Source organism: Novosphingobium cyanobacteriorum (genome assembly GCF_029436685.1).
GTDB lineage: Bacteria > Pseudomonadota > Alphaproteobacteria > Sphingomonadales > Sphingomonadaceae > Novosphingobium > Novosphingobium cyanobacteriorum.
Genome location: NZ_JAROCY010000008.1, coordinates 155,824 through 178,657 on the forward strand (window position 1 = coordinate 155,824; position 22,834 = coordinate 178,657).

At 66.0% G+C, this 22,834-nt stretch carries 31 protein-coding genes and 1 tRNA gene; 18 read left to right on the plus strand and 14 right to left on the minus strand.

Annotated features, from left to right (window positions below):
- Positions 1-9: 9 nt before the first annotated feature.
- The 4 genes from POM99_RS10445 to POM99_RS10460 all read right to left on the minus strand — a co-directional run bounded on the left by POM99_RS10445 (position 10) and on the right by POM99_RS10460 (position 2,654).
- Complete coding sequence (locus POM99_RS10445) at positions 10-1,107, minus strand: OmpA family protein (RefSeq protein WP_277277480.1); 1,098 nt, start codon at positions 1,105-1,107, stop codon at positions 10-12.
- A 192-nt stretch (positions 1,108-1,299) separates the two neighbouring features.
- The gene (locus tag POM99_RS10450) at positions 1,300-1,629 is read right to left on the minus strand and encodes a DUF2793 domain-containing protein (protein WP_438823003.1); all 330 of its coding nucleotides are present in this window, start codon (positions 1,627-1,629) and stop codon (positions 1,300-1,302) included.
- Positions 1,532-2,149, minus strand: coding sequence for a terminase large subunit domain-containing protein (locus POM99_RS10455; RefSeq protein WP_438823004.1), 618 nt, complete (start codon positions 2,147-2,149; stop codon positions 1,532-1,534). The genes POM99_RS10450 and POM99_RS10455 overlap by 98 nt, the downstream gene beginning before the upstream one ends.
- Positions 2,142-2,654 (minus strand): hypothetical protein, encoded by a 513-nt coding sequence (locus POM99_RS10460; protein ID WP_277277484.1) that lies wholly within the window; start codon positions 2,652-2,654, stop codon positions 2,142-2,144. Before POM99_RS10460 ends, POM99_RS10455 begins: the two co-directional genes overlap by 8 nt.
- A gap of 197 nt (positions 2,655-2,851) precedes the next feature.
- Here POM99_RS10460 and POM99_RS10465 point away from each other — a divergent pair, with 197 nt between their 5' ends.
- Positions 2,852-3,499 carry a YqaA family protein gene (locus POM99_RS10465; protein WP_277277487.1) on the plus strand — a complete coding sequence of 216 codons (648 nt, stop codon included), beginning with the start codon at positions 2,852-2,854 and terminating at the stop codon, positions 3,497-3,499.
- Between the two features lie 166 nt (positions 3,500-3,665).
- Positions 3,666-3,962, plus strand: a complete 297-nt coding sequence (locus POM99_RS10470; RefSeq protein ID WP_277277489.1) for an usg protein — start codon at positions 3,666-3,668, stop codon at positions 3,960-3,962.
- A gap of 205 nt (positions 3,963-4,167) precedes the next feature.
- Here POM99_RS10470 and POM99_RS10475 read toward each other — a convergent pair whose 3' ends face one another.
- The 5 genes from POM99_RS10475 to POM99_RS10495 form a co-directional block, all read right to left on the minus strand.
- Positions 4,168-5,835, minus strand: coding sequence for a hypothetical protein (locus tag POM99_RS10475; RefSeq protein ID WP_277277491.1), 1,668 nt, complete (start codon positions 5,833-5,835; stop codon positions 4,168-4,170).
- A gap of 24 nt (positions 5,836-5,859) precedes the next feature.
- The gene (locus POM99_RS10480) at positions 5,860-6,840 is read right to left on the minus strand and encodes a GSU2403 family nucleotidyltransferase fold protein (protein WP_277277493.1); all 981 of its coding nucleotides are present in this window, start codon (positions 6,838-6,840) and stop codon (positions 5,860-5,862) included.
- Between the two features lie 62 nt (positions 6,841-6,902).
- Complete coding sequence (locus tag POM99_RS10485) at positions 6,903-7,670, minus strand: SGNH/GDSL hydrolase family protein (protein WP_277277495.1); 768 nt, start codon at positions 7,668-7,670, stop codon at positions 6,903-6,905.
- Entirely contained in the window at positions 7,670-8,869 is a 1,200-nt protein-coding gene (gene spt / locus POM99_RS10490) for a serine palmitoyltransferase (RefSeq protein ID WP_277277497.1), read from the minus strand. The genes POM99_RS10485 and spt overlap by 1 nt, the downstream gene beginning before the upstream one ends.
- A gap of 38 nt (positions 8,870-8,907) precedes the next feature.
- The gene (locus tag POM99_RS10495) at positions 8,908-9,147 is read right to left on the minus strand and encodes an acyl carrier protein (RefSeq protein WP_277277499.1); all 240 of its coding nucleotides are present in this window, start codon (positions 9,145-9,147) and stop codon (positions 8,908-8,910) included.
- A gap of 136 nt (positions 9,148-9,283) precedes the next feature.
- Between POM99_RS10495 and POM99_RS10500 the strand changes: the two genes are divergently transcribed.
- Positions 9,284-9,856: a Pycsar system effector family protein gene (locus POM99_RS10500; protein ID WP_277277501.1), complete on the plus strand. Its 573-nt coding sequence runs from the start codon at positions 9,284-9,286 to the stop codon at positions 9,854-9,856.
- Here POM99_RS10500 and POM99_RS10505 read toward each other — a convergent pair.
- Positions 9,853-10,215 (minus strand): response regulator, encoded by a 363-nt coding sequence (locus tag POM99_RS10505; protein ID WP_277277503.1) that lies wholly within the window; start codon positions 10,213-10,215, stop codon positions 9,853-9,855. The two genes, POM99_RS10500 and POM99_RS10505, sit on opposite strands and share 4 nt — an antisense overlap.
- Before the next feature lie 142 nt (positions 10,216-10,357).
- Here POM99_RS10505 and POM99_RS10510 point away from each other — a divergent pair, with 142 nt between their 5' ends.
- From POM99_RS10510 to trhO, 8 genes are all read left to right on the plus strand, one after another.
- A complete protein-coding gene (locus POM99_RS10510) occupies positions 10,358-10,588 on the plus strand; it encodes a DUF3572 family protein (RefSeq protein WP_313792129.1) in 231 nt (76 codons plus the stop codon).
- Positions 10,585-11,217, plus strand: coding sequence for an HAD family hydrolase (locus POM99_RS10515; protein ID WP_277277505.1), 633 nt, complete (start codon positions 10,585-10,587; stop codon positions 11,215-11,217). The genes POM99_RS10510 and POM99_RS10515 overlap by 4 nt, the downstream gene beginning before the upstream one ends.
- Positions 11,210-11,677, plus strand: coding sequence for a RidA family protein (locus POM99_RS10520; RefSeq protein WP_277277507.1), 468 nt, complete (start codon positions 11,210-11,212; stop codon positions 11,675-11,677). The genes POM99_RS10515 and POM99_RS10520 overlap by 8 nt, the downstream gene beginning before the upstream one ends.
- Entirely contained in the window at positions 11,649-12,425 is a 777-nt protein-coding gene (locus POM99_RS10525; protein ID WP_277277509.1) for a glycerophosphodiester phosphodiesterase family protein, read from the plus strand. The genes POM99_RS10520 and POM99_RS10525 overlap by 29 nt, the downstream gene beginning before the upstream one ends.
- 10 nt (positions 12,426-12,435) lie before the next feature.
- Entirely contained in the window at positions 12,436-13,578 is a 1,143-nt protein-coding gene (locus POM99_RS10530) for a GNAT family N-acetyltransferase (protein WP_277277511.1), read from the plus strand.
- 77 nt (positions 13,579-13,655) lie between these two features.
- On the plus strand, positions 13,656-13,886 hold the full coding sequence (locus tag POM99_RS10535) for a type II toxin-antitoxin system ParD family antitoxin (protein WP_277277513.1): 231 nt from the start codon (positions 13,656-13,658) through the stop codon (positions 13,884-13,886).
- A 5-nt stretch (positions 13,887-13,891) separates the two neighbouring features.
- Positions 13,892-14,092, plus strand: coding sequence for a helix-turn-helix domain-containing transcriptional regulator (locus tag POM99_RS10540; RefSeq protein WP_277277515.1), 201 nt, complete (start codon positions 13,892-13,894; stop codon positions 14,090-14,092).
- Between the two features lie 10 nt (positions 14,093-14,102).
- Positions 14,103-15,077, plus strand: a complete 975-nt coding sequence (gene trhO / locus POM99_RS10545; protein ID WP_277277517.1) for an oxygen-dependent tRNA uridine(34) hydroxylase TrhO — start codon at positions 14,103-14,105, stop codon at positions 15,075-15,077.
- Between the two features lie 3 nt (positions 15,078-15,080).
- Here trhO and POM99_RS10550 read toward each other — a convergent pair whose 3' ends face one another.
- Positions 15,081-15,431 carry an SEL1-like repeat protein gene (locus POM99_RS10550; RefSeq protein WP_277277519.1) on the minus strand — a complete coding sequence of 117 codons (351 nt, stop codon included), beginning with the start codon at positions 15,429-15,431 and terminating at the stop codon, positions 15,081-15,083.
- Positions 15,432-15,741: 310 nt separating this feature from the next.
- Here POM99_RS10550 and dksA point away from each other — a divergent pair, with 310 nt between their 5' ends.
- The 3 genes from dksA to POM99_RS10565 all read left to right on the plus strand — a co-directional run bounded on the left by dksA (position 15,742) and on the right by POM99_RS10565 (position 18,293).
- Positions 15,742-16,200: an RNA polymerase-binding protein DksA gene (dksA, locus tag POM99_RS10555; RefSeq protein WP_277277521.1), complete on the plus strand. Its 459-nt coding sequence runs from the start codon at positions 15,742-15,744 to the stop codon at positions 16,198-16,200.
- Positions 16,201-16,384: 184 nt separating this feature from the next.
- Entirely contained in the window at positions 16,385-16,768 is a 384-nt protein-coding gene (locus POM99_RS10560) for a PilZ domain-containing protein (protein WP_277277522.1), read from the plus strand.
- A gap of 58 nt (positions 16,769-16,826) precedes the next feature.
- Entirely contained in the window at positions 16,827-18,293 is a 1,467-nt protein-coding gene (locus POM99_RS10565) for an ABC transporter substrate-binding protein (RefSeq protein WP_277277524.1), read from the plus strand.
- 15 nt (positions 18,294-18,308) lie between these two features.
- On the opposite strand, the gene POM99_RS10570 is transcribed toward POM99_RS10565, so the two are convergent.
- Positions 18,309-18,485 carry a DUF1674 domain-containing protein gene (locus POM99_RS10570; RefSeq protein ID WP_277277526.1) on the minus strand — a complete coding sequence of 59 codons (177 nt, stop codon included), beginning with the start codon at positions 18,483-18,485 and terminating at the stop codon, positions 18,309-18,311.
- A 71-nt stretch (positions 18,486-18,556) separates the two neighbouring features.
- On the opposite strand from POM99_RS10570, the gene POM99_RS10575 reads away from it, so the two are divergent.
- Positions 18,557-19,837: an RsmB/NOP family class I SAM-dependent RNA methyltransferase gene (locus POM99_RS10575; protein ID WP_277277527.1), complete on the plus strand. Its 1,281-nt coding sequence runs from the start codon at positions 18,557-18,559 to the stop codon at positions 19,835-19,837.
- Positions 19,838-19,980: 143 nt separating this feature from the next.
- Here POM99_RS10575 and msrA read toward each other — a convergent pair whose 3' ends face one another.
- Positions 19,981-20,508, minus strand: a complete 528-nt coding sequence (msrA, locus tag POM99_RS10580; RefSeq protein ID WP_277277528.1) for a peptide-methionine (S)-S-oxide reductase MsrA — start codon at positions 20,506-20,508, stop codon at positions 19,981-19,983.
- A 105-nt stretch (positions 20,509-20,613) separates the two neighbouring features.
- Between msrA and aguB the strand changes: the two genes are divergently transcribed.
- The 3 genes from aguB to POM99_RS10595 all read left to right on the plus strand — a co-directional run bounded on the left by aguB (position 20,614) and on the right by POM99_RS10595 (position 22,058).
- Positions 20,614-21,465, plus strand: coding sequence for an N-carbamoylputrescine amidase (gene aguB, locus POM99_RS10585; RefSeq protein ID WP_277277529.1), 852 nt, complete (start codon positions 20,614-20,616; stop codon positions 21,463-21,465).
- A 38-nt stretch (positions 21,466-21,503) separates the two neighbouring features.
- On the plus strand, positions 21,504-21,962 hold the full coding sequence (folK, locus tag POM99_RS10590) for a 2-amino-4-hydroxy-6-hydroxymethyldihydropteridine diphosphokinase (protein ID WP_277277530.1): 459 nt from the start codon (positions 21,504-21,506) through the stop codon (positions 21,960-21,962).
- A gap of 20 nt (positions 21,963-21,982) precedes the next feature.
- A tRNA-Lys gene (locus POM99_RS10595) sits at positions 21,983-22,058 on the plus strand.
- 29 nt (positions 22,059-22,087) lie between these two features.
- Here POM99_RS10595 and POM99_RS10600 read toward each other — a convergent pair.
- Positions 22,088-22,834 (minus strand): 3'(2'),5'-bisphosphate nucleotidase CysQ, encoded by a 747-nt coding sequence (locus tag POM99_RS10600; RefSeq protein ID WP_438823007.1) that lies wholly within the window; start codon positions 22,832-22,834, stop codon positions 22,088-22,090.

Genomic DNA, 22,834 nt, shown 5'->3' on the forward strand with positions numbered 1-22,834 from the left:
GGCCTCGAATTACATGCCCGAACCCGGACCGTAGGTGATTTCCACACGACGGTTCTGCAGTTCGCGAACGCCGTCCGCGGTCGGAACGCGCGGGTTGGTTTCGCCGAAGGCCTGGCTGGTGATCGCGCCGGCGGGAACACCGTGCGAGGTCAGGTACGACGTGACCGAAGCGTTACGACGCTGCGACAGGCCAATGTTGTACTTCGGCGTGCCCGAACGGTCGGTGTAGCCGGCCAGCATGATCGGAACGCTGGCGCAGTTGCCGTACGCGGTGATCGCGTTGTCGAGGATCGTCGAAGCTTCCGGCGTGATGTCCGACTTATCCCAGTCGAAGAACACGATGTACGGACCCTTGTTGCACACCGGAGCCGGCGGCGGGGGCGGCGGAGGCGGCGGGGGCGGCGGGGGCGGCGGGGGCGGCGGGGGCGGCGGGGGAGCCGGCTCCGGCATCGGCTCGGCGCCACCAAAGTTGTACGCCAGAGTACCCATCAGCGAGTGCGAACGGAAACGAGTGCTGATCGGGGCGCCCGACAGCGCGCCATTGCCGGTCAGGTCAACGTGATCGGCATTGAAGAAGCGGTACTTCAGGCCTGCATCCCAGTGGCTGGTGATCGGCGCGCGAACACCGGCAAGGACCTGCCAGGCGAAGTTGGTGTCGGAATCGTTCACGCCGCCAACGCCAACGGTGCTCACCGCATACTTCACGTTGGCAACGCCAACACCGCCACCGACGAAGCCCTGGATGCCATCATCGGGACCGAAGTCCAGCAGGCCGTTGACCATGTAGCTGAGCGCATGGGCGCGTCCACCCCGGAGCGGCGCATCGTTGCCGTTGAACACCAGCGACTTCGCTGCGGCACGGCGATACGAAACTTCGGTTTCCAGACGGAAGCCGCCGAAGTCGTAACCGACGATACCACCAAAGTCATAGCCAGTCTTGGTGTCAAGCGTGCCAGTGCCGCCATTGACACCACCAGCAACGACGTCAGAGTTCTCCAGCAGCATCACGCCGCCGTCTGCTTCGACATACCAGGAATCATTCTTCGCGAATGCAGGCGTTGCAATGGCTGTAGTAGCCAGTGCAAGGCCGATGACCAGTTTCCGCATTATCGTTTCCCCTTTTAGCGAAATCATGCCACGTCGTGGCCGTTGTCTACCGGTTCTGTTGTATTCATGCAAGCGGGCACGCACGCGGACTGTTGCCCAAAAACAACTGTTTGGTGTGTGATTGGCAACATTGTCCAGCGGAAACTACCCTCATGTGCTCCCCCAAATGCCCATCGCACGGTGCGGTTCCCGTCAGGTGACGGAAAAAATGCCCGAAGCGGTCAGCAGCTGGATTATGGCTGCGATTGACGAGCGTGCCTGAGTGTCAACAACGGTGCCTCCAAGCGGTGCTGCGGGCGCAACGGATTTTTGCCACGTTCCCAGATAGAACCGCTCTGCCCCAAGGCCCTGGTCGTGAACGCGCGCACCCGGCATTGGCGCAAAGAAACGCCATCCGCCATCGCTCCAGGCAGCGATCTGGCTGTCATGTCCGGCAAAAGCTCCGGTGCCCGCACTTCCTACGATCCAGCACTGGCCAGGCAGGGGCGTTGCAGGCGGATTGGCCGCGATGCCTTCCACCACGGGCTGCAGAAGGACGTCCGCCGCCAGAAGGCTTTCGTTGACAGTGGTCTCCTTCTGGGCCTGCGCTGCGAGCATGGCTGTGCTGTGGCCCGCGCAACGATTCCGGCTCGGCTGCGGAATAGAGCCAGGCCTGCGCCCCGTTGGGCCAGGTCAGCCGCCGCAGCGACGGCTCGAAGTCCGGCCGACGGTCGGGCCGCACGCAGGCCATGATCCCGCTTTCGCCTTCCACCATCACGCTGCGCGCCTCGTTCAGGTTCGCCGCCACCAGCGCGATCCGCGCTTCGGGATCGGCTTCGGCCAGGCTGTTGATCCATTCCGCGCCGGTCCGCGTCTTGCCGAACCCGCGCCCCGCCATCACCAGCCACACGCGCCAGTCGCCCGGCGGCGGCAGCTGCGATTGCCGCGCGTGCAGCGGCCAGTGCCACTTCCACTCGCGCGCTTCGGCCTCGGGCAGGCCCCGCGCCGCCAGCCGCAGGTGCTTCACCCGCGCCTGGTGCAGCCAGCCAAGCAGCTCATTCACCCCGCACACCCCCTGCATCGGCTGCGCCTTCGGCCTCGGCGGCACGCTGGGCGATCGCCTGTTCGCGCAGCTTCAGCAGCCGCGCCTCGATCGACTTGCGGATCGCGGTCACATCCTCCTGGTCGCGCACGGCGCGTTCGCGGGCCACCGTCTCCCGGTGCTGGCCCAGCAGGCGCAGCGCGGTGGCGTTGTCGAACTTGCGCTCGGCCTCCTTCGGATCGCCAAAGCGCAGGCGGTGCAGCAGCTCCATTTCCAGGTGCTCGTATCCTTCCAGCAGCGCCTCGCGCCATTGCCGGGCAAAGGCGGGGTCGGTGGCGCGCAGCTTGTAGATGCGGCTGGGCGTCACCCCTGCCGCCAGCGCTGCGGCGGTCACGTTCGATGTCGCGGCCAGCTCGATCAGGAACGCCGGCCGCCAATGCTTGGTCAGCTTGTCCTCGCGGTCGATTTCGGCAGCAGTCTCCGCCGCCGCGCCTGCGCACGGCGATGGCTGTTCGGCTCCGGCCATGAACCATCCTTCGCATGAGTGGGGCGGGAACCGTCTGGGCGATTCGCTTCCCGTCTTGTTCCTGTTTTGTACTCAAAAGTGGTTCGTATGTCAAGGATAATGTGCCAAATGGGTTAATTGCTGCACCCGCTGGCTTTCCTGCCACCTGTGGTCTAGTCAGCGCCCAGCGCTCAAGATCCCGGGAATCGACCACCTCCATGCTCCGCCGGCTTTACGAATGGACGATGGCCAAGTCCTCGCACCCTTATGCGGAATGGTGGCTCGCGCTCTTCGCCTTCGTCGAAGCCAGCTTCTTCCCGATCCCGCCGCACCCGCTGCTCGGCCTGATGTGCCTGGCCGAACCGAAAAAGGCGGTGCGCTTCGCCCTCGTCGCCACGCTCGGCTCGGTCGTCGGCGGCCTGCTCGGCTATGCCATCGGCCACTTCCTCTACGACGCCATCGGCGCGCAGCTGCTCTCTGCCCTGCACCTGACCGAAAGCTTCCCGAAGGCGGCCTGCTTCCTGCGCGAAAAGGGCTTCTGGATCTTCGTGGCCAAGGGCGCCACGCCCATCCCGTTCAAGCTGCTGACGATCACCGCCGGCTTCATTTCGATGCCCATGGCGACCTTCCTGCTCGGCAGCTTCGTCTCCCGCGCGATGAGCTTCATGGTCGTGGGCGTGCTGTTCCGCATCTATGGCGCGCCGATCAAGGCCTTCATCGACAAGTACCTGGCCTGGGTCACGCTCGGCTTCATCGTCTTCGTGATCGGCGGCGTGCTGCTCGTCGGCCTGCTCGATGGCGCCTCGTCCAGCTCGCACACCTGCGACAACGCCACGATGGCCAGCATCAACGCGCCCAGCGCCTGAATTTCGTCGAGGCCGGTGCCGCCCTGCGCGCACCCGCAACAAAGCTACGCAGCGATACTTGACGCTGCGCAGCTTTGTGTAATTCTCTTTGCGGTATCTTTCAGGCTTCCACGGGCCTGACCGCAGCCCCGGCCAGGCCCCTTCTTGTCCGAAAGGAGGGACGCGAATGGGCACACGCGGTGGTTTCGATCGGTCTCACGATCCCGATTTCGCCCGGCAACTGGAAGGCTACGGCCTCACCACCATCCAGATCCACTATTACATGCCGGATCATCCCAGCCTGCTGCAGATGTTCATGTTCCAGCAGCATGATCTCGCCCCGCGCTTCCCCCGGCTGGAACGCTTCCTCGATCACTGGCGAAGGGAAATCCAGGCCACGCTCCATTCCATCCAGGTGGCGCACAAGCATCTGATCGGCCCGCAGGAATGGCGCGCGGTGGACGGCATCATCACCATCAACTGATCTGCCCAGACCCGGTCAACGCGCCCAATCTCCGTTCGCGTCGAGCGAAGTCGAGACGCGCCGGCGTCGCCCGCGCCCCACTCACGTGTAAAGCGGCACCGGCCCACTCCCCCGCCCGTCCACCCAACGGAATTGTACGCTGTGGGTGGCCCAGTTGGACATGGGGGCGGGGGAGTGGGCCGGTGCCGAACAACTGAAACAGACTCTATCGCCGCGCCAGCACGGCTTCCGCGCCGCGCAGCACATCCTCGGCCACCGGATCGCGCATGCGCAGCCGCAGCGATTGCTCCGCCTGGGCCCGCGCGCCCGCCGCATCGCCCTGCGCCAGCAGCGCCGCCGCCAGATCGCGCCGCACCGGATACCAGAACGCCGGCGGGTCGGAAAACTCCATGAACTCGGGCGTCTCCTCGATCTCCGCTCCCCTGCGGAATGCCTTGGCCGCATCGGCATAGCGCTTCTCGCGCATCGCCATCTTGCCCTCCAGCACCGCGCGCAGGATGCCCAGCATCGCCTCGGGCCCCTTGTGGTCGCGGTCGATGGTGCCGCTCGCCACCTTCTCGGGGATGGCCGCCATCTCCGCCTTCACCCCGGCCATGTCGCCCAGCCACAGCAGCGCCTCGCCCCGCGCATAATGCCGCGCCGCCTGCAGGTATGGCAGCTTCGGCTCGGGCAGGGCCAGCACCGCGGCCGGATCGTCAAACCGCGCCAGCGCGAAGTATCCCGATGCCGCCAACAGTTGTGAAAACGGCTCGGCGTTCTCCCGCTCGGTCGAATGCGCCACCAGCGGTCGCGCCAGGTTCAGCGCGGTCCGCGCATCCCCGGCCATCAGCGCCCCGCCAAGGCCATAGATCACGTTGTGCGAATGATAGGGCAGGTCCCACACGCCCTTGGGCTCGGGCAGGCCCAGCCGCTTCGCATTGGCCATGCCGATCTGCACCGCGCGCCAATTGGTGTCCGCCGCATCCTGATACCGCCCCACCCAGTAATATGTGTGCGAAGGCATGTGGACCAGGTGGCTGGCATGGGGCGCCAGCCCTGCCAGCTTGTCGGCAAAGGGTTCGGCCAGTTCCGGCTGCCGGTTGATCTCGGTTGCGTGGATATAGAAATGGATCGCCGGGGTATGCTCGGGCGCGCGCTTCAGCACCGTCTCCAGCAGGCCTTGCGCTTCCTCGATCGGCTTGTGGTTGAAATCGTCGGCCCCTTCGTCAAAGGCGGAAACCATCAGCGCATCCGCCGCCAGCACGGCGATCTCGTTGTCCTGCGGATACCTCGCCGCAACCTTCCGCATCGCCGCGGCATAGTCCACATCGCGCTGGTGCACCACGCCGGGCCGATATCGCGTCATCAGCGCGCCGATCAGGTCACGCTCCTTCGCGGTCCTGGCCTTCGCGGTCCCGGCCTTCGCGGTCCCGGCCTTCGCCGCCAGCGCCTGCGCCTTCTGCACCAGCTTCAGCAGCGGCACGCGGTCGGCCGCACCCTTGCCGTAATTGATCGTCGGGCCGCTGGTCAGCGCTTGTCCCCACAGGCACATCGCGCAACTCGGGTCCAGCCGCACGGCTTCGGCCATCGCATCGATCGCCGCCTTGTGGGCAAAGGCCGCACCCAGTTCCATCCCGTTGGAAAAGAACGCCTGCGCCTGTGGCAACCCGGTCGTCACCGCAAACCCGCCGTTGCCATATCCCGGCAGCAGGGTCGGCACCCTGGGCCGCACCTCGTCATCGTGCGAATGCCCCGCATGCATGTCCGCCGGCACGCCCGCTCCGTTCGAAGCCGCCGCTTCCGACATCGGGTGCTTGTGCTGCTCAGGCGGTATGTCCTGCGCCATGGCGGCCGTGCTGCCGAGCAGTATGCCTGCCAACACGATCGCCTTCATGCTGCCACTCCCTGTCCTATTGAGCTAACTGTGACGCTGCTGCCAATCAGCCATGTATGGCCTAAGTTCATCAGGCAGTCCTGCGTAAAAGCTCTGGTCCAAAGGATGCAGGGGCATGGCTTCCGCCACCGTCGCCAGCAATGCCCGCCCTTGCCGACGGTCCTTTTCCTTCTTCAGCGGATTGCGCTCAGGCTTGTCGGCCAGCCACAGCTTGTGGAGTGCAAACCAGCGTGGATCGGGCACCACCAGCCTTGCGGCGCTGCCATCGCGGCAGGGCACGATCTGATCGATGCGCCGGCCCGGCAGCAGCCATTCCTGTTCGGGCAGCGCGATCGGGCGGGGTCGTTCGCGTCCTGCCATGGTCGCGACGCGGGAAGGTGCGACCAACAGTTCAACCTCATAGGCCTTGGCATTGCGCGCCTGAAACTCGCGCTCGGCGTTCACGGCAAACGTGGAGTCTGCCGATTTCAACGCTGCCCAAAGCAAAGCATCCGTGGCCTCGGCCTCGGCCACCCATGCCAGATCGAAATCGTCCGTCTCGTCGGGCGCATCCACGATGAACCCTGCCGCTTCGACACAATAGGCGGGCATGCAATTGGTGCCGACCACCAGCAGCGTGCCATCGAGCAGTCCGCGCCGGTCGATCTCGCGCAGCAGTTCACCCGCTGCGCTGGACAGCATTGGTAGCCGAAGCGCCCGCGCGAGCCGGCCGGATTCGGACACGAGATCACGGGCGGTGTTGCGTCGTTCCTTCAACACTGTCTTGGTCGCGCGATACTCGATGAGTCGATCCTCGTTTTCAGGAGACATCGGCCCAAGGCTGGTCCCGTTGTTGAGCCGGTCCACCACCTCATAGAGGTAATCGCGTCCACCCACCGTCTTGCGCACCAGATTATAGGGCAGAGCCGCCAGCGCACGCTCTGCTTCAATCATGCTTTCGTATCGCGCGCGCAGGTTGATCAGCGCACGCGCTTGCTCATCTGAAAAGGGGCGCACAGCCTGCATGGGCAGCTTTTATCCTGCATTTTGGATTTCTCCAAATTTGCAGGATAAACGGCGGAAAACCGTTAGCGGTGGGCTTCTTCCGCCTCGGCGATGGCGGCCCGCGCGATCGGCTCCATGATCGCATATCCCGCCGCATCGGGATGCACTCCGTCTGCCGCCAGCCCCGGCTTCATCCCGCCGTCGGCGTCGGCCATCGCGCTGTGATAATCGGCATAGACCGTGCCCCGGCTGCGGGCGTAATCCTTCAGCCAGGCATTCAGGGCGATCACCTGCGGCGCCGGCGTCATCCCCGGCTTCCACGGGAAGGCGCGCATTGGCAGGATCGATCCGATCACCACGGCGATCCCGTTGCCCTGCGCCAGTTCCACCATCGCGCGGATGTTGGCGGCATATTCGGTCGGGCTGGTCGGGCCGGTGTTGCCCGCCACGTCGTTGGTCCCGGCCATGATGTGCACCACGCGCGGCTTCAGCGCGATCACGTCCTGCATGAAGCGCACCAGCATCTGCGGGGTGGTCTGGCCGGAAATGCCGCGGTCCACCGCGCCTTGGGCAAAGATCCCGGGCGCGCGGGTGATCCAGAACTCGGTGATCGAATCGCCCATGAACACCACGCGCGGCCTGGCCGCCAGCGCGCGGTTGGCCTGCTGGTACTTGCACAGGTTGGGCCAGTCGTTCGCCGGGTTGCGCGGCAGCGCACAGGGGTTCGCAACCATCGCGGTGGGCGCGGGCGGGGCAGGGCTGGCCGACGGCGCAGCCGTCTGCGCCTGCGCGGCTTCGGTAACCGCACCCACACCCGCCAGCGCCATCAGCGCCAGCGCAGTCTTGCGCATCAGATGATCCCCACGGCCTTCCCGGCGCGTTCGAACATGCCGATGATGGTCTGCACCTGCTCCGCGCTGTGTTCGGCGCACAGCGAACAGCGCAGCAGCGTCATGCCTGCCGGGGTTGCCGGCGGGCGCGCCAGGTTCACGTAAAGCCCTTCGCGCAGCAGCGCTTCCCACATCATCGCGCCACGCTCCAGGTCGGGCATGATCACGGAAATGATCGCGCTCTGTGGCTCCTTGGTGCCCAGCTGGAAACCGCGATCCGTCAGGCCCTTGTGCAGCGTGCGGCTGTTTTCCCACAGGTGGGCCCGCTTGTTGCCGGCGTGCATCAGCTTGCGGATGCTGGTGGCGGCGGTGTGGACCACGCTCGGCGGCAGGCTGGCGGTGAACACGTATGGGCGGCACACCAGGCGCAGGATCTCGAACTTCGGGTGGTTGGACACGCAGAAGCCGCCCACCGTGCCGACCGATTTGGAGAACGTGCCGATCACGAAGTCCACGTCGTCCAGGCAGCCCTGCTCCTCGGCCACGCCGCGTCCGTTGGGGCCGATGAAGCCCATCGAATGCGCCTCGTCCACCAGCACCATTGCGCCGTTGTCCTTGGCCACCTTGATCATGTCCTTCAGCGGGGCGATGTCGCCCAGCATGGAATAGACGCCTTCCAGCACCACCAGCTTGCCCGCGCCTTCGGGAATGCGCTTCAGGCGCTTTTCCATCGCCTCGATGTCGTTGTGCTTGAAGGGCACAACTTCGGCGTCGCCCATCTTGCAGCCGTCCCAGATGCTGGCGTGGCTGTCGATGTCCAGCACGATGTAATCGCCCTTGCCGGCCATCGTGCTGATGATCCCCAGGTTCGCCTGGTATCCGGTGGAAAACACCATGGCATGCTCCATGCCATAGAATTCCTTCAGCGCCTCCTCGCACAGCCGGTGCCCGGCATAGGTGCCGTTCAGCACGCGGCTGCCCGTGGTGCCGCTGCCGAAATCGTCCAGCGCCTGCTTGCCCGCCGCGATCACGTCGGGGTCAAAGGTCATGCCCATGTAGTTGTAGGTGCCGAGCAGGATCGTCTCGCGCCCGTTGCAGATCGCCTGCGTCGGGCTGATCACCCGCTCCATCACCAGGTTGAACGGGTCGGTCACCCCGGTGGCAAGCAGCGTTTCGCGCTGCTGGATCAGCGGGTCGAACTTGCTGAAAAGGTCGGTCATCGTGTCGTGTGGGCCTCTGCTTGGCGCGGTGGGTCAGTTCAACCCTGCAGCTTGGTCACGGCGTCGATCAGCTGGCCGTACGTCTCGATCTCGGCCTGCTGGTTCATACTGATGATGATGTCGAACTCGTCCTCGATCGCCGCCACGAAGTCCATCACGGTCAGGCTGTCCCACTCCAGATCGCCGGCAAAGGTGCTGGCGTCGGTCAGGGCCACGCCCTTCTTGTTGAAGGGTTCGATCAGCTCGGCAATCTTGGCGGCGGTGGCGGCGCGATCCATCATGTGTTCCTTGTTTGCAGGGCGGCCCTGCCAGACGATTGCGGCGGAAAAGCGGCCTCTTGCCCCGCTTGTCAAGCATGGGTGGCCTGTGTCATCCCCCGTGCATACCAAAACACGCGCATTCCGGGGGAAAACCATGGCCGAACAACTGCCCAGCACACCTGCGGCTCCACCTGCCGCCACCCCTTCGCCGCTGTCGGTCTCGGGCTTTTCCAACCACGCCATCCACCTCGTGCGCACCTCGCAGCAGATCAACCTCACGCTCAGCCAGATGGCCGATGCCAAGGCGTCGATCCTGATGGGCGCCACCTTCCTCGTCTTCACGATCGCGGTGGGCCAGGCCAAGAATGGCAGCCTGCCCCTGCCGCTGGCGGTGCTGGCGCTGTTCGCCTTCGCCTCTGCCATGTGCGCCGTCTTTGCCGTGCTGCCTTCCGTCTCAAACCCCAAGACGAACAAGATACACGGCGCGCCCAACAAGCTTTTCTTCGGCTATTTCAGCAACATGCCTGAAGATGAATGGACCGATTCCGTGCTGGCGGACCTGCGTGCGGATGAAACGATCTTCCGCACCATGCTGCATGATATCTACCAGAACGGGCAGGTCATGCAGAAGAAGAAGTACCGCTTCCTCGCGCTGGCCTACAAGGTGTTCATGGTCGGGCTGGTTGCCACGGTGCTGACCTTCATCGGCCAGCATGTGACTGTTTAGACGAACTTTCTCACCGCCAGCATGAACGGCCCGATCGACACCGGCTTGGCCAGGTATCCTTCCGCCCCCGCGTCCCTGATCCGCTCCTCGTCACCCTTTCCGGCATAGGCGGTGACGGCGAGGATGGGGACGGGGGAAAGCACGGCGTCGGCCTTCAGCGCCTCGATCAGGTCAAGCCCCGAAACATTGGGCAGCTGGATGTCCATGATTACCAGATCAGGCGAAAAATCACGTGCGCGTTCAAGCACTTCGCGCCCGTCGGCAAGCGGCTCCACCTCATAGGCGTTGGCCTTGAGCAGGTCGCAGAAGAGCTTGCGGTTAAGGTCGTTGTCCTCGACAACCAGAATTCTTTTTGCCACTGATCGCCCGTACATTGAAAACGACTGACAGGCACCTGAGAAGCACCTGAGGCCGACTGAAACGCCTTGAAGCCACCTCTATGCCGCGCGAAAGGTCCTGACAATCATCCGCGAACCCGTTCCCGAAACTGACCCTGCGGCAATCGCCCTGCAGGCGCTCGGCTGGGTGCTGGCCGACAGCCAGCGGGCCGACCGTTTCCTGGCGCTGACCGGGCTGACGCCCGATGCCCTGCGCGAAGGGCTGGGCAGCGCCGCCGTGCTGGGGGCGGTGATCGATTTCCTGGCGAATAACGAGGCGGACCTTGTTTCCGCGGCCGAGGCGCTCGACATAGCGCCTGCGCGCATCATGGCCGCCGGGGAGAATCTACGATGAGCAGGCCGCTGGTGATCAGCGATTGCGACGAAGTGCTGCTGCACATGGTTTCGCCCTACAAGGACTGGCTGGCCGAATACCACGGCATCGATTTTTCGATGACCGACAATGACTTTTCCAAGGCGATGCGCCACCGGGCCGACGGATCGCTGGTGGAGCCAAGGGAAATCTGGCGGCTGCTGAACCTGTTCTTCGATGGCGAGATGCACCGGCAGTTTCCCATTGCCGGCGCGGTGGAGGGGATCAACACTCTGGCCCGCGATGCCGACGTGGTGATCCTGACCAACTTGAACGACGATCGGCGCGAGGCGCGGGCGAAACAGCTGCTGGACGTGGGCATCAACGCAAGGGTTTTCACCAACACCGGGCCCAAGGGGCCGGCGCTGAAGGCGATCATCGAGGAATACAGGCCGAGCCGGGCGGTGTTCATCGACGACCTGCCGCAGCACCACGGATCGGTGATGGAGATCGTGCCGCACGTTTCGCGCCTGCACCTGTGCGGCGAACCGATGCTGGCCCCGCATATCGATTGCGCACTGAAGGCCGGGCACGCCCATGCCCGGATCGACGACTGGACCAACGCGCTGCCGTGGATCCAGCGCGAACTGCATGGAGAAAACGATGACTGATACGATCGCGGCAAAGCTGGAAGCGCTGGGCCACGTTCTGCCCCAGCCCGCCGCGCCGGTGGCCGCCTATGTGCCCACGGTGGAGGCGAACGGCCTGCTGCACGTTTCCGGCCAGCTGCCCTTCATCGATGGCAAGCTGGTGACCGGCCGGCTGGGCGAGGATCTGAGCGTGGAGCAGGGCGCCGCCGCGGCGCAGGCCTGCGGGCTGATGCTGCTGGCGCAGGTGAAGGCCGCGCTCGGCTCGCTCGACCGGGTGGAGCGCGTGGTCAAGCTGGGCGCGTTCATCAGTTCCACCGGCACGTTCACCGATCAGCCCAAGGTGGCCAACGGCGCCAGCGAGCTGATGGTCGCCGCCTTTGGCGATGCCGGCAAGCACGCGCGCAGCGCGGTGGGCGTGCCGGTCCTGCCCCTGGGCGCGGGGGTGGAAGTCGATGCTGTTTTTGCTGTTCGCACTGCTTGACCGCTGGCTGGCCCCGGCGCCCGACGGGCGCCGGATCGGCTGGCTGAAAGGCGTTACCTATGCCCACCGCGGCCTGCACGGGGCGGGGGCGACCGAAAACGCGCCAACGGCCTTCATCCGCGCGGTGGAGGCCGGTTACGGCATCGAATGCGATGTGCAGCGCAGCAGTGACGGGCAGGCGATGGTGTTCCACGATTGGGAGCTCGACCGGCTGACCGCCGACAGCGGCCCGGTGGTGGAACGCGGATCGGCGCAGCTGGGCAAGACGCCGCTGAAAGGCGGCGAGGACACGATACCGACGCTGAGGCAGGTGCTGGATCTGGTCGACGGGCGCGTTCCCCTGCTGATCGAGGTGAAATCGAAGCGCGAAATGCATGTGGCGCCGCTGTGTCTGGCGGTGCGGCGGCAGCTGGAAGGCTATCGCGGGCCTGTGGCGGTGATGAGCTTCGACCCGCGTGTATCACGCTGGTATGCCCGCTATTCCCCCAACACCGTGCGCGGGCTGGTGGTGACCGAGGACGGCGCGCGGCGGACGTCGCTGGCCAAGATGCGCAGGCATCTGGCGCTGTGGACGGCGCGGCCCGATTTCCTGGCCTATGACGTGCGCGACCTGCCGAGCCCCTTTGCCGCCGCGCAGCGCAGGCGCGGGTTGCCGGTGCTGACATGGACGGTGCGATCCGCCGAACTGGCCGAACGCGCCGCCGCCTGTGCCGATGGGGCAATTGCCGAAGGCGGCGGGATCGGCTGAACTGGCCGCAATGACCCTGAGCGCCCGCATCCACAAATCGATCGGCGAGATCGCCGCCAGCGACTGGGACCGGCTGGCCGGGCCCGGAAACCCGTTCCTGTCGCACACCTTCCTTGCGCTGCTGGAGGAATCGCGCAGCGTGGGCGGGCATAGCGGCTGGACCCCGCTGCCCGTGGTGATCGAGGACGAGGCGGGACGGCCCGCCGCCGCGCTTCCGGCGTACCTGAAGGGGCACAGCCAGGGCGAATATGTGTTCGACCATTCATGGGCGGATGCGTGGCAGCGGGCGGGCGGAGACTATTACCCCAAGCTGCAGATCAGTGTGCCCTTCACCCCCGCCACCGGCCCGCGCCTGCTGATCGGGGAAGGGGAGACGGCGCGCCCGGACCTTGCCCTGCCGCTGCTGCGCGCAGCGGAGGCGGTGGTGGACCAGCACGGCCTTTCCAGCGCGCACGCCACATTCATCGTGCCCGAACAGGTGCCGCTGTTCGAAGAGGCGGGCTGGCTGCTGCGCAATGATATCCAGTTCCACTGGGAAAACCGGGGCTATGCCGCGTTTGCCGATTTCCTCGCCGCGCTGTCCTCCGAAAAGCGCAAGAACCTGCGCAAGGAACGCGCGAAGGCGCAGGACGGGGTGGAGATCCGCCGCCTGACCGGCGCGGACATCAAGGCGGAGCACTGGGACGCGTTCTGGCAGTTCTATCAGGACACCGGCGCGCGCAAGTGGGGTCGCCCCTATCTGACGCGTGAGGCTTTCACCCTGATGGGCGAGCGCATGGCGGACCGCATCCTGCTGGTCATGGCCTTCATCGGTGAAATGCCGGTGGCGGGCGCACTGAACTTCATTGGCCGCGATGCGCTTTATGGGCGATACTGGGGCGCGGTGGTGGACAAGCCGTTCCTGCACTTCGAACTGTGCTATTACCAGGCGATCGACGCGGCGATCGCACTGGGCCTCTCGCGCGTGGAAGCGGGCGCACAGGGCCAGCACAAGCTGGCGCGCGGCTACGAGCCGGTGAAGACCTGGTCCGCGCACTACATCGCCGACCCCAATTTCCGCCGCGCGGTGGCGGATTTCCTCGAACGCGAACGCGCCGGCGTGGCGCAGGACCAGATGTTCCTGGGCGAACGCACGCCGTTCCGGAGGGGGTAGGATCGTCCCACGCAGCCAGTGCGGGAAAACTGTGCGACCTTCGATTGGCGCGCGAAAAATGGGCAGATGGTCATTCCATGGAAGACGACGAAGCGAAGAGGCAGCGGCTTGTTGATGCGCTTATTGAGGGCGAGCGATCCGGCGAAGCCCCGCTTTTTGACTTCGAAGCCTTCGAGGCTCGGATGCTTGCGGAAAAGGCCAAGGTCCACGCGTTGCGCACCGAACTGGACCGCGCATTTGCGGTCCCCGATGAAGAGTATGTCGAGGTGACAGTCGAGGAAGTGTTGCAACGCAACCGGCAAGTTTGAGATTGATGATTATTTTGAAGCCTTGGGATGTTGTGGATTATCTCGATAGCGAGAAACGCATCCACGGCTATCTTGAAGCCGTAACCACAGACGGCGATCCGGTCGTTCTTGCCGCTGCGCGCGAGGACGTGGCCAAGGCCCGATTGGCAGCCGAAGGCCGCGCGACTCCAATCGCCAACACTGGCGTTCCCGCGCCGCCGCGTTAAAGGGCGCGGGATGGACAGGGTCGATCATGCCATGCCGGTGACTGTCGCCGCGCTTTACCGGTTCGCGCACGTGGCCGATTGTGCCGATCTGCGCGATCGGCTGGCGCAGGTCTGCGCCGCGAACGCGATCAAGGGGACGCTACTGGTCGCGCCCGAGGGGATCAACGGCACCATTGCCGGCACGACCGAGGGCATCGCGGCGGTGGTCGCCTTCATCCGCGCGCAGCCGGACATGGCCGAGACCGACGTGAAGTATTCCGGCGCGGCGGCGATGCCGTTCCACCGCATGAAGGTGCGGATCAAGCGCGAGATCGTGACCATGGGCGTGGAGGGCATCGATCCGCGCGCCAGCGTGGGCACCTATGTCTCGCCGCACGACTGGAATGCCTTGATCGCAGATCCGGAAACCATCGTGATCGACACGCGCAACGATTACGAGGTGGCGGCGGGCACCTTTGAACGCGCGATCGATCCGAAGACCGCCAGTTTCCGCGATTTCCCCGCGTGGTTCCGGGCCGAGCGGGAGCGGCTGCTGGGCGAGGGGAAGGCGCCGAAGGTGGCGATGTTCTGCACCGGCGGCATCCGCTGCGAGAAATCGACCGCCTTCCTCAAGGCCGAAGGGGTGGAGGAAGTGTTCCACCTGAAGGGCGGCATCCTCAAGTACCTGGAGGAGGTGCCCGAAGACGAGAGCCTGTGGCGCGGCGAATGCTTCGTGTTCGACGAGCGCGTGGCTGTGGGCCACGGCCTTGCGCCGGGCACGCACACGCTGTGCCGTTCATGCCGGCGGCCGCTGAACGCGGAAGACCGCGCATCGCCGCTTTACGAGGAGGGCGTTTCCTGCGCCGCCTGCCATGGCGAGCGGAGCGAGGCGCAGCGCGCTTCGGCGCGGGAGCGGCATCGCCAGGTCCTGTTGGCCGAGGCGCGTGGTATGGCGCATGTCGGCGCGCGGTTTCCAGCCAAGGGCGAGGAAAGCGGCGCCGCCTGAATCTCAGGCCGCGCGGATATCCGGGCGGGTGGCGCGCAGCCATTCCCGGGCGCGGCGCTGGGCCTCGGCAATCTCGCGCGCGGTCATGTCTTCCGAAACATCGGCGCGGCAGCCGGCGGCCTCTTCATGCCCGCCCACGGCGGCGAGGTTGAACCACTTGTGCGCCTCGATCAGATCAACCGCCACGCCGTGGCTGCCGGTGGAAAAGGCGACGCCAAGGTCGAAGTAGGCCTCCATGTCGCCCTGCGCGGCGGCGGCGAGGCAGGATGCGACAAGCGCGCTGGCCGCTTCCTCTGCGGCGGTATTCACGGTGGCGGCATCGTCGGCCACCAGCTTGATCCAGGTCTGTGCCATCTGACGTTTTCCCCTGTCGGCACAACCCCTGTGCGCCGTCCATGAAGGGGAAGGTCACCGTTTATGGTCAACAAATGGTTAACGCGGATGCCGGAGACGGCAGATACTTGCCGGATCGGACCAGATTGTTGCCATCAGGCTTTAGCAACCCTTGTTCGGCTCTCCTTCATCTGTCCCGTGCATAGGGCGAGGAATGGCTTGTGCCGATTCAGGCGCGCTCGTATAGGCGCGCCAATAGAAGCTGCCGGGCGTCTCCTCAGACGCGCAAGGGGCCGGGAGGGTCGGTAAGTCGGGTATCTCGGAGGGCCGGATGGCTGGTGTTTTGGGTGACGAGATTGACGTTCTGGCAAAAGCCCGCAGGGCGATGCCGGGTGACTATGTTCCGAGTGACAGCGAACCCTACATGAGCGAGCAGCAGCAGGATTATTTCCGCCGCCTGCTGCTCGAATGGAAGAGGTCGATCCTCTCGGCTTCGGAAAACACGCTGTCGGCGCTGCAGGAAGGCCCGATTCGCGAGCCTGATCTGAACGATCGCGCATCGAGCGAAACCGACTGGGGCATCGAACTGCGCACCCGCGACCGCCAGCGCAAGCTGATCGCCAAGATCGATTCGGCGATGCGTCGAATCGACGAGGGCGAATATGGTTTCTGCGAAGTAACGGGTGAACCGATCGGCCTGGGCCGACTTATCGCCCGTCCGATCGCCACGATGACGGTGGAAGCGCAGCAGGCGCACGAGCGGCGCGAGAAGATTTCGCGCGATATGTAAATGGATTAACGCGGGGCGGTGAAACCGTCCCGCATTGGCACGGCCATTGCCAACCTTGGTTAAGTTACCTTCCCGTTAAGACTTTTTTTGCCGTTCCCGGTTAGGAGACGGATAGAAACTCTTGCGTATTCGCCGTTGAGAGTTGGCCGGGCGGTCCGGCTATCTTGCAGGGCGATTTCGGGAAATGAAGCGGAACCGGGCGGTGAGCGAACTGGATCATCGGCAGCTTGGGCGGGACAGCCTTTTCCTGATGGCGGATCTGCGCCTGGAGAGGAGCACCGACGAACATCGCGTGAAGGTGCGCAACCTTTCCGCCGGCGGCATGATGGCCGAAGGCCACGTGAAGGTGATGCGCGGCAGCAAGGTGGAGGTTAACCTTCGCAACATCGGCTGGGTTGAAGGCGTGGTTGCCTGGATTCAGGACAACCGCTTCGGCATCGCCTTTTCCGAGGATATCGATCCCAAGCTGGCGCGGGCCAACGTAGCCCCGGTGGTTGACGATGCCACGCCACGCTTCGTCAAGGTGCCGATCAAGCAGGTTGACCCGACGCGGGTGCGCAAGATCTAGTTTCATGTGCAGGCCTTTTGGGCCTGACCCGGGCAATTCCATTTGCTAGCGTAAGGCGATGCGACGTTCGCCGCGCCTTTTCCCATCCGTATTGCTGGCGCTGTGCCTGGCCGGATGCGGGCGCGGGCAGGGGCCCCTGCCAGTGGCGCTGGTGGGTGACGAGGACGCCTTCCGCACCGCCGGTGCGCGCCTTTCCCCCGCGGCGCAGGTGCTGCGCGCGGCGACCATCGAAGGGCTGGTGGGCTTTGACGCCGAAGGGCGCGTGGTGCCGGGGCTGGCCGACCGCTGGATCATCACCGACGATGGCGAGGCCTATATCTTTCGCCTGCGCGACGGGGTGTGGCCCGACGGATCGCGAATCACCGCCGAGGAAGCTGTTGCCGCGCTGAACAAGGCGATTGCCGGGCTTAAAGGCACCGCGCTGGCGCTGGACCTTGCCGGGATCGACCAGATCCGCGTGATGGCGGACCGGGTGGTGGAGATCGATCTCGTTTCCCCCAATCCCGATTTGCTGACCCTGCTGGCGCAGCCCGAACTGGGCCTGCTGCATGAAAAGCGCGGATCGGGGCCGATGGGCCTGCAGCGCGACGGGCTGAACGCGGTGTTGACGCTGATCCCGCCGGAAAAGCTGGGCCTGCCCGCGCAGGAAGACTTCGCCGGACGCAGCCGCAGCCTGATGCTGGAAGTCAGTCCGGTCGGCCGCGCGGTCAACCGCTTCAACGATGGCTATGTCGACGTTGTGCTGGGCGGGAAGATCGATTCGCTGCCGCTGGCCGGGATCGGTGGGCTGACGCGCGGCAACGTGCAGCTTGACCCGGTGATCGGCCTGTTCGGGCTGATGGTTGAAAACGGCGCCGGCTTCCTTTCACAACCCGCCAATCGCGAGGCGCTGGCCCTGGCGATTGATCGCGACGCGCTGCTGGCCGCGTTCAATGTGGGCGGCTGGCAGCCGACCACGCGGGTGGTTTCTGCCGGGGTGGAAGGCGACCTTGGCACCGTGGGCGAACGCTGGTTGGGCATGGCGCAGGAACAGCGCCGCGCGCTGGCGGCCGAACGGGTGGCGCGATGGAAGGCGGCGGGCAACGCTTCGCCCGTGGTGTCGGTGGCGATGCCGGCGGGGCCGGGTTCGCAACTGGTGCTGGAACGGCTGCGCGCCGATTTCGCCGCCGTGGGCATAACGCTGACCCGGGTGGATGAAGGGGCGAGGGCGGACCTGCGGCTGGTGGACAGCGTGGCGCGCTATGGCAGGGCGACCTGGTTCCTCAACCAGCTGTCCTGCGCCGTGCGCAAGGCGGTGTGCAGCCCCACCGGAGACCAGCGCCTGACCGAGGCCCTTGGCGCGCGTGATCCGCGCCAGCGTTCCGCCCTGCTGGGTGAGGCAGAGGCCGAGATGACCGCCGCGAATGGCTACATCCCGATTGCCCGACCGCTGCGCTGGTCGCTGGTGCGCAGCAACGTGACCGGCTTTGCCCCCAATCCGTGGGGCTGGCACACCCTGCCGCCCTTCGCCGTAAGGCCGAAATAGGCCGGTGCGGCCCCATCAGAAATCGATGGCGATGCCGTTCTTTTCCCAATCGCCAAAGCGGGTCGGGTCCAGCCCGTCAGGATCTTCGCCCTGCACGATCGGCTGGGGCGCGGGGGCGGGGTCGTTGGTCCAGTGCTCCGGCGGCGTGAAATTGGCCGGGCGCTGAGTCGCGCGGGGAGTCGGATTGGTCATGGCCATGCAGATGGGGCCTTGGCAGCGCAGTTGCAATTGCCAAAGGGGGCACAAGCGCCGATAGGCGGCCGATGGCCAGACCGCCCAGATCATCCGATGCCGCCGACGCCCCCGGCGTGCCCGTCCGCCGCGCCGCGCTGCGCATGCTGGACGCAGTGCTCCATCGCGGTGAGCCGCTGGACCAGATTGCCCCCCCATTCCTGCGCGGCATCGAACGCGGCGATGATCGCGCGCTTGCCACCGCCATCGTGCAGGAGGCCCTGCGCTGGCTGGCCGATCTTGATGCGCTGATCGACGGTGCCACGCGCCAGCGCCTGCCCGACGATGCCAAGGCGCGGGCGGTGCTGCTGCTGATGCTGGCGCAGGCGCTGCGGCTGGGCCTGCCGCCCCATGCGGTGATCGCCACCGGCCTGCCGCTGCTGGCAGGCGGCCCGCGCCGGCTGGCGCATGGCGTATTCTCGGCGGTGCTGAAGCAGGCACCAGAACTGCCGGCCAATCCCACCCTGCCGCCTGCCGTCGAGGCACGGTGGCAGCGCGCGTGGCCGGGGCGCGTGGAAGCCATCGCGGCCGGCCTTTCGCAACCGCCTCCGCTCGACCTTACCCTGCGCGATTACGGCGCGACGGCGGAGTGGTGCGATCGTCTTGGCGGCTCATCGCTGATGCCGGGCCATGTGCGCCTGCCACGCGGCGGCGCGGTGGAGGCGCTGCCCGGCTTTGGCGACGGCGCATGGTGGGTGCAGGACCTTGCCGCCAGCCTGCCCGCCCGCCTGATCGGCCGGGGCACCGGCCGCGCGCTGGACCTCTGCGCCGCACCGGGCGGCAAGACCATGCAGCTGGCCGCCGCCGGCTGGCGGGTGACCGCGATCGACAAGTCTGCCCGGCGGATCGAACGCCTCCGCGACAATCTGAAGCGCACCCAACTGGATGCAGAGGTCGTGGCTGCCGATGCGCTGACGTGGCAGCCCGACGCGCCGTTCGATGCGATCCTGATCGACGCGCCCTGCACCGCCACCGGCACCTGCCGCCGTCACCCCGACGTGCTGCACCGCCTGCCCGCGATTGCCGAACTGGCAGAGCTCCAGCACGCCCTGCTGGAACGCGCCGCCACCTGGCTCGCCCCCGGCGGTACGCTGGTCTATGCGGTCTGCTCGCTGGAGCCGGAAGAGGGCGAGGCGCATGCCCGCGCCTTCACGGCACTCACCCCCGCGCCCATCATGTTGCAAGATCTGCCCGCCGGCCTGACTCCCACCGCCGAAGGCTGGCTGCGCAGCGACCCCGGCATGCTGGCGCAAGCCGGCGGTATCGACGGCTTCTTCGCCGCGCGGTGGCGGAAGGCGATCCGATCCAGGTGATCCTGCCGATTTCTCCGCAGGACAAATGGGGAGGGGGACCGCTCACCGAGTGGGTGGTGGAGGGGTAAAAGCCCCTCCGTCTCGCCCTTCGGGCGATCCACCTCCCCGTTTGTGCTTCACAAAAACGGGGAGGACCTGTAATCTCACCCCTTCACCTTCTCGGCAAAGCTCTTGCGCAGCTTCATCAGCTTGGGCGGGATCACCGCAAGGCAATAGGGGTTCCGCTGGCCTTCGCCTTCCCAGTATTCCTGGTGATAGTCTTCAGCCGGATACCAATGGGCCGGTCCTTCGATGGTGGTGACGATCGGCTGCGGCCAATTCGCGCCCGCACGTTCGATCGCGGCCTGCGCCTCGGCCTTCTGTTCATCGTCCAGCGGGAACAGCGCCGAGCGGTACTGCGTGCCCACGTCGTTGCCCTGGCGGTTCAGCTGCGTGGGATCGTGCGTTGCGAAGAACATGTCGAGCAACTGGCCATAGGAGACCACGGCGGGATCGAAGGTCACCCTGATCGCCTCGGCATGGCCGGTGTCGCCCGAACATACCTGTTTGTATGTCGGGTCGGGCACGTGCCCGCCGATATAGCCGCTTTCCACCTGGCTCACCCCGATCACGTCGCGAAATACCGCTTCGGTGCACCAGAAGCAGCCGCCCGCCATGATTGCCTCGGCCATTTGCTGTCCTTTCGTTTCCATTCGCCCGCAAAGATAGGAAGCAGCCGCCCGCCTGTCATCGTCTGGACGTTGAATTGCCCGTGAAGGCGCAATAAGTCCGCGCGCATGACCAAGCTCACCGTCGCCGCCCTGCAACTCGCGCTCAATGCCGACGAGCAGCAGAACATCGCCGCCGTTTCCGCGCTGGTGGAACAGGCCGCCGCGCAGGGTGCGCAGGTGATCCTGCCGCCCGAGCTTTTCGCGGGCCCCTATTTCTGCAAGCACGAGGACCAGGACCTGTTCGCGCTGGCGCATCCGCTGGGCGAGGACCCCTCGGTCAAGGCGATGCAGGGCCTGGCCAAGGCGCTGGGCGTGGCCATCCCCACCAGTTTCTTCGAGCGTGACGGCCACCATTACTACAACACGCTGGCGATGATCGACGCCGGTGGCGAGGTGATGGGCATCTACCGCAAGAGCCACATTCCCGATGGGCCGGGCTATGAGGAGAAGTTCTATTTCCGCCCCGGCAACACCGGGTTCAAGGTGTGGGACGTGTTCGGCGCGCGGATCGGCGTGGGCGTGTGCTGGGATCAGTGGTATCCCGAATGCGCGCGCGCCATGGCGCTGATGGGCGCGCAGGTGCTGTTCTATCCCACCGCCATCGGCTCCGAACCCTATGACGCGGAGTTCGACACCAGCCGCATCTGGCGCCGCGCGATGATCGGCCATGCCGCATCGAACTGCATGCCGGTGGTCGCTGCCAATCGCATCGGCATGGAAGAGAACGACCAGCGGTTCTATGGCCACAGCTTCATCTGTGACGAATGGGGCGATTTCCTTGCCGAATACGGGTGCGAGGAGACCGGGGTCCTCGTCTCGACGCTGGACCTGAAGCAGGCCGCCACCCACCGCGCCGGCATGGGCTTCTTTCGTGATCGCCGGCCGCAGCTTTACGGGCGGCTGGCCGAAGATATCTGATCTTGCCGGATCGCTATCTCATCGCCTTGGGCTCCAACGTGCCGCACTCCCGGCACGGTGGCCCGCGCGATGTGCTGATCGCGGCGCTGGCTGCGGTGGAGGCTGCGGGTGCGCCGGTGGAGGCGCGGTCCCCGGTTATCGAAAGCGCACCGCTCGGCCCTTCGCGCCGTCGCTATGCCAATGGCGTGGCGGTGGTCCACTGGGCCGGTGATCCGCCGGGGCTGCTGGCGTTGCTGCAGCAGGTGGAGCATGACTTTGGCCGTATCCGGCGCGGCGCGCGCTGGGGAGCGCGAACGCTCGACCTTGATATCGTGCTGTGGGAAGGCGGCTGTTGGAGCGATGATGCGCTCACCATCCCGCACCGCGAATTCCGCACGCGCGATTTCGTGCTCGGCCCGGCCCGCGCCGTGGCCCCGCGCTGGCGCGATCCGCTGACCGGCCTTTGCGTGCAGCACCTCCACACCCGCTTGACCCGCCGCCGCCGCGCCCCTAGGTGACGCGCTCCCGCGCGGGACGTGGGCCCTTAGCTCAGTCGGTAGAGCAACTGACTTTTAATCAGTAGGTCGCTGGTTCGAACCCAGCAGGGCTCACCACCCGGCGCTGTGCCGGGTGGTGCACTCCATCAGATATCGAGCTTGGCGATCTCCGCCAGCACCCTCTCGGCATGCTCCTTCCGACAGATCAGCAGGTCGGGCATGTAGGTGTCAGCCTGGTTGTAGACCAGCGGTCTGCCGTCGATGCGGCTGGCGTGGAGGCCGTGGGCGATGGCGACGGCGGCGGGGGCGCAGCTGTCCCATTCGTATTGCCCGCCCGAATGCAGGTAGATGTCCGCCTGCCCCAGGATCACTGACATGGTCTTGGCCCCGGCGCTGCCCATCGGCACCAGCTCCGCGCCGATCGCCTCGGCCACGGCCACAGCTTCCTTCGCCGGGCGCGTGCGGCTCACCACCATGCGCAGCGTTTCGGGCGCGGGTGGCACGGGCACGGGCGCGTCCGTGCGCAGCACTATGCCTTCGCCACCCTTCGCGCCCGGAAGCGCCACCGCGCCCAGCACCGGCGCGCCGTCTACCGCCAGGCCTACGTGCACGGCCCAGTCCTCGCGCGCCTCGCCATACTCTCGCGTGCCGTCCACCGGATCGACGATCCACACCCGGCTGGCGTTCAGCCGGTCGAGGTTGTCCTTTTCCTCTTCCGACAGCAGCGCGTCCTCGGGCCGCTGTTCGCGCAGAGCGTGGCACAGGAACTGGTTGGCGGTGGCATCGCCCGCCTTGCCCAGCGCCTTGAGGCTCAGCACGCCGCTGTCACGCACGGTGATCAGCAGGCGGCCGGCCACTTCGGCAAGATGCGCGGCCAGTTCCGCATCGCTCAT

Excerpts from the sequence above, each read along its gene's own strand:
- POM99_RS10560 (WP_277277522.1), top strand. The coding sequence starts at position 16,385 with ATGAAGCGGAACCGGGCGGTGAGCGAACTGGATCATCGGCAGCTTGGG.
- POM99_RS10540 (WP_277277515.1), top strand. The coding sequence starts at position 13,892 with ATGATTATTTTGAAGCCTTGGGATGTTGTGGATTATCTCGATAGCGAG.
- POM99_RS10485 (WP_277277495.1), bottom strand. The coding sequence starts at position 7,670 with ATGCGCAAGACTGCGCTGGCGCTGATGGCGCTGGCGGGTGTGGGTGCG.
- POM99_RS10470 (WP_277277489.1), top strand. The coding sequence starts at position 3,666 with ATGGGCACACGCGGTGGTTTCGATCGGTCTCACGATCCCGATTTCGCC.
- POM99_RS10445 (WP_277277480.1), bottom strand. The coding sequence starts at position 1,107 with ATGCGGAAACTGGTCATCGGCCTTGCACTGGCTACTACAGCCATTGCA.
- POM99_RS10495 (WP_277277499.1), bottom strand. The coding sequence starts at position 9,147 with ATGGATCGCGCCGCCACCGCCGCCAAGATTGCCGAGCTGATCGAACCC.
- POM99_RS10500 (WP_277277501.1), top strand. The coding sequence starts at position 9,284 with ATGGCCGAACAACTGCCCAGCACACCTGCGGCTCCACCTGCCGCCACC.
- aguB (WP_277277529.1), top strand. The coding sequence starts at position 20,614 with ATGACCAAGCTCACCGTCGCCGCCCTGCAACTCGCGCTCAATGCCGAC.
- POM99_RS10460 (WP_277277484.1), bottom strand. The coding sequence starts at position 2,654 with ATGGCCGGAGCCGAACAGCCATCGCCGTGCGCAGGCGCGGCGGCGGAG.
- spt (WP_277277497.1), bottom strand. The coding sequence starts at position 8,869 with ATGACCGACCTTTTCAGCAAGTTCGACCCGCTGATCCAGCAGCGCGAA.
- POM99_RS10525 (WP_277277509.1), top strand. The coding sequence starts at position 11,649 with ATGCTGTTTTTGCTGTTCGCACTGCTTGACCGCTGGCTGGCCCCGGCG.
- POM99_RS10520 (WP_277277507.1), top strand. The coding sequence starts at position 11,210 with ATGACTGATACGATCGCGGCAAAGCTGGAAGCGCTGGGCCACGTTCTG.
- POM99_RS10475 (WP_277277491.1), bottom strand. The coding sequence starts at position 5,835 with ATGAAGGCGATCGTGTTGGCAGGCATACTGCTCGGCAGCACGGCCGCC.
- POM99_RS10600 (WP_438823007.1), bottom strand. The coding sequence starts at position 22,834 with ATGAGCGATGCGGAACTGGCCGCGCATCTTGCCGAAGTGGCCGGCCGC.
- POM99_RS10575 (WP_277277527.1), top strand. The coding sequence starts at position 18,557 with ATGGCCAGACCGCCCAGATCATCCGATGCCGCCGACGCCCCCGGCGTG.
- dksA (WP_277277521.1), top strand. The coding sequence starts at position 15,742 with ATGGCTGGTGTTTTGGGTGACGAGATTGACGTTCTGGCAAAAGCCCGC.
- POM99_RS10570 (WP_277277526.1), bottom strand. The coding sequence starts at position 18,485 with ATGACCAATCCGACTCCCCGCGCGACTCAGCGCCCGGCCAATTTCACG.
- POM99_RS10535 (WP_277277513.1), top strand. The coding sequence starts at position 13,656 with ATGGAAGACGACGAAGCGAAGAGGCAGCGGCTTGTTGATGCGCTTATT.
- trhO (WP_277277517.1), top strand. The coding sequence starts at position 14,103 with ATGGACAGGGTCGATCATGCCATGCCGGTGACTGTCGCCGCGCTTTAC.
- POM99_RS10565 (WP_277277524.1), top strand. The coding sequence starts at position 16,827 with ATGCGACGTTCGCCGCGCCTTTTCCCATCCGTATTGCTGGCGCTGTGC.
- POM99_RS10530 (WP_277277511.1), top strand. The coding sequence starts at position 12,436 with ATGACCCTGAGCGCCCGCATCCACAAATCGATCGGCGAGATCGCCGCC.
- msrA (WP_277277528.1), bottom strand. The coding sequence starts at position 20,508 with ATGGCCGAGGCAATCATGGCGGGCGGCTGCTTCTGGTGCACCGAAGCG.
- POM99_RS10465 (WP_277277487.1), top strand. The coding sequence starts at position 2,852 with ATGCTCCGCCGGCTTTACGAATGGACGATGGCCAAGTCCTCGCACCCT.
- POM99_RS10515 (WP_277277505.1), top strand. The coding sequence starts at position 10,585 with ATGAGCAGGCCGCTGGTGATCAGCGATTGCGACGAAGTGCTGCTGCAC.
- POM99_RS10480 (WP_277277493.1), bottom strand. The coding sequence starts at position 6,840 with ATGCAGGCTGTGCGCCCCTTTTCAGATGAGCAAGCGCGTGCGCTGATC.
- POM99_RS10550 (WP_277277519.1), bottom strand. The coding sequence starts at position 15,431 with ATGGCACAGACCTGGATCAAGCTGGTGGCCGACGATGCCGCCACCGTG.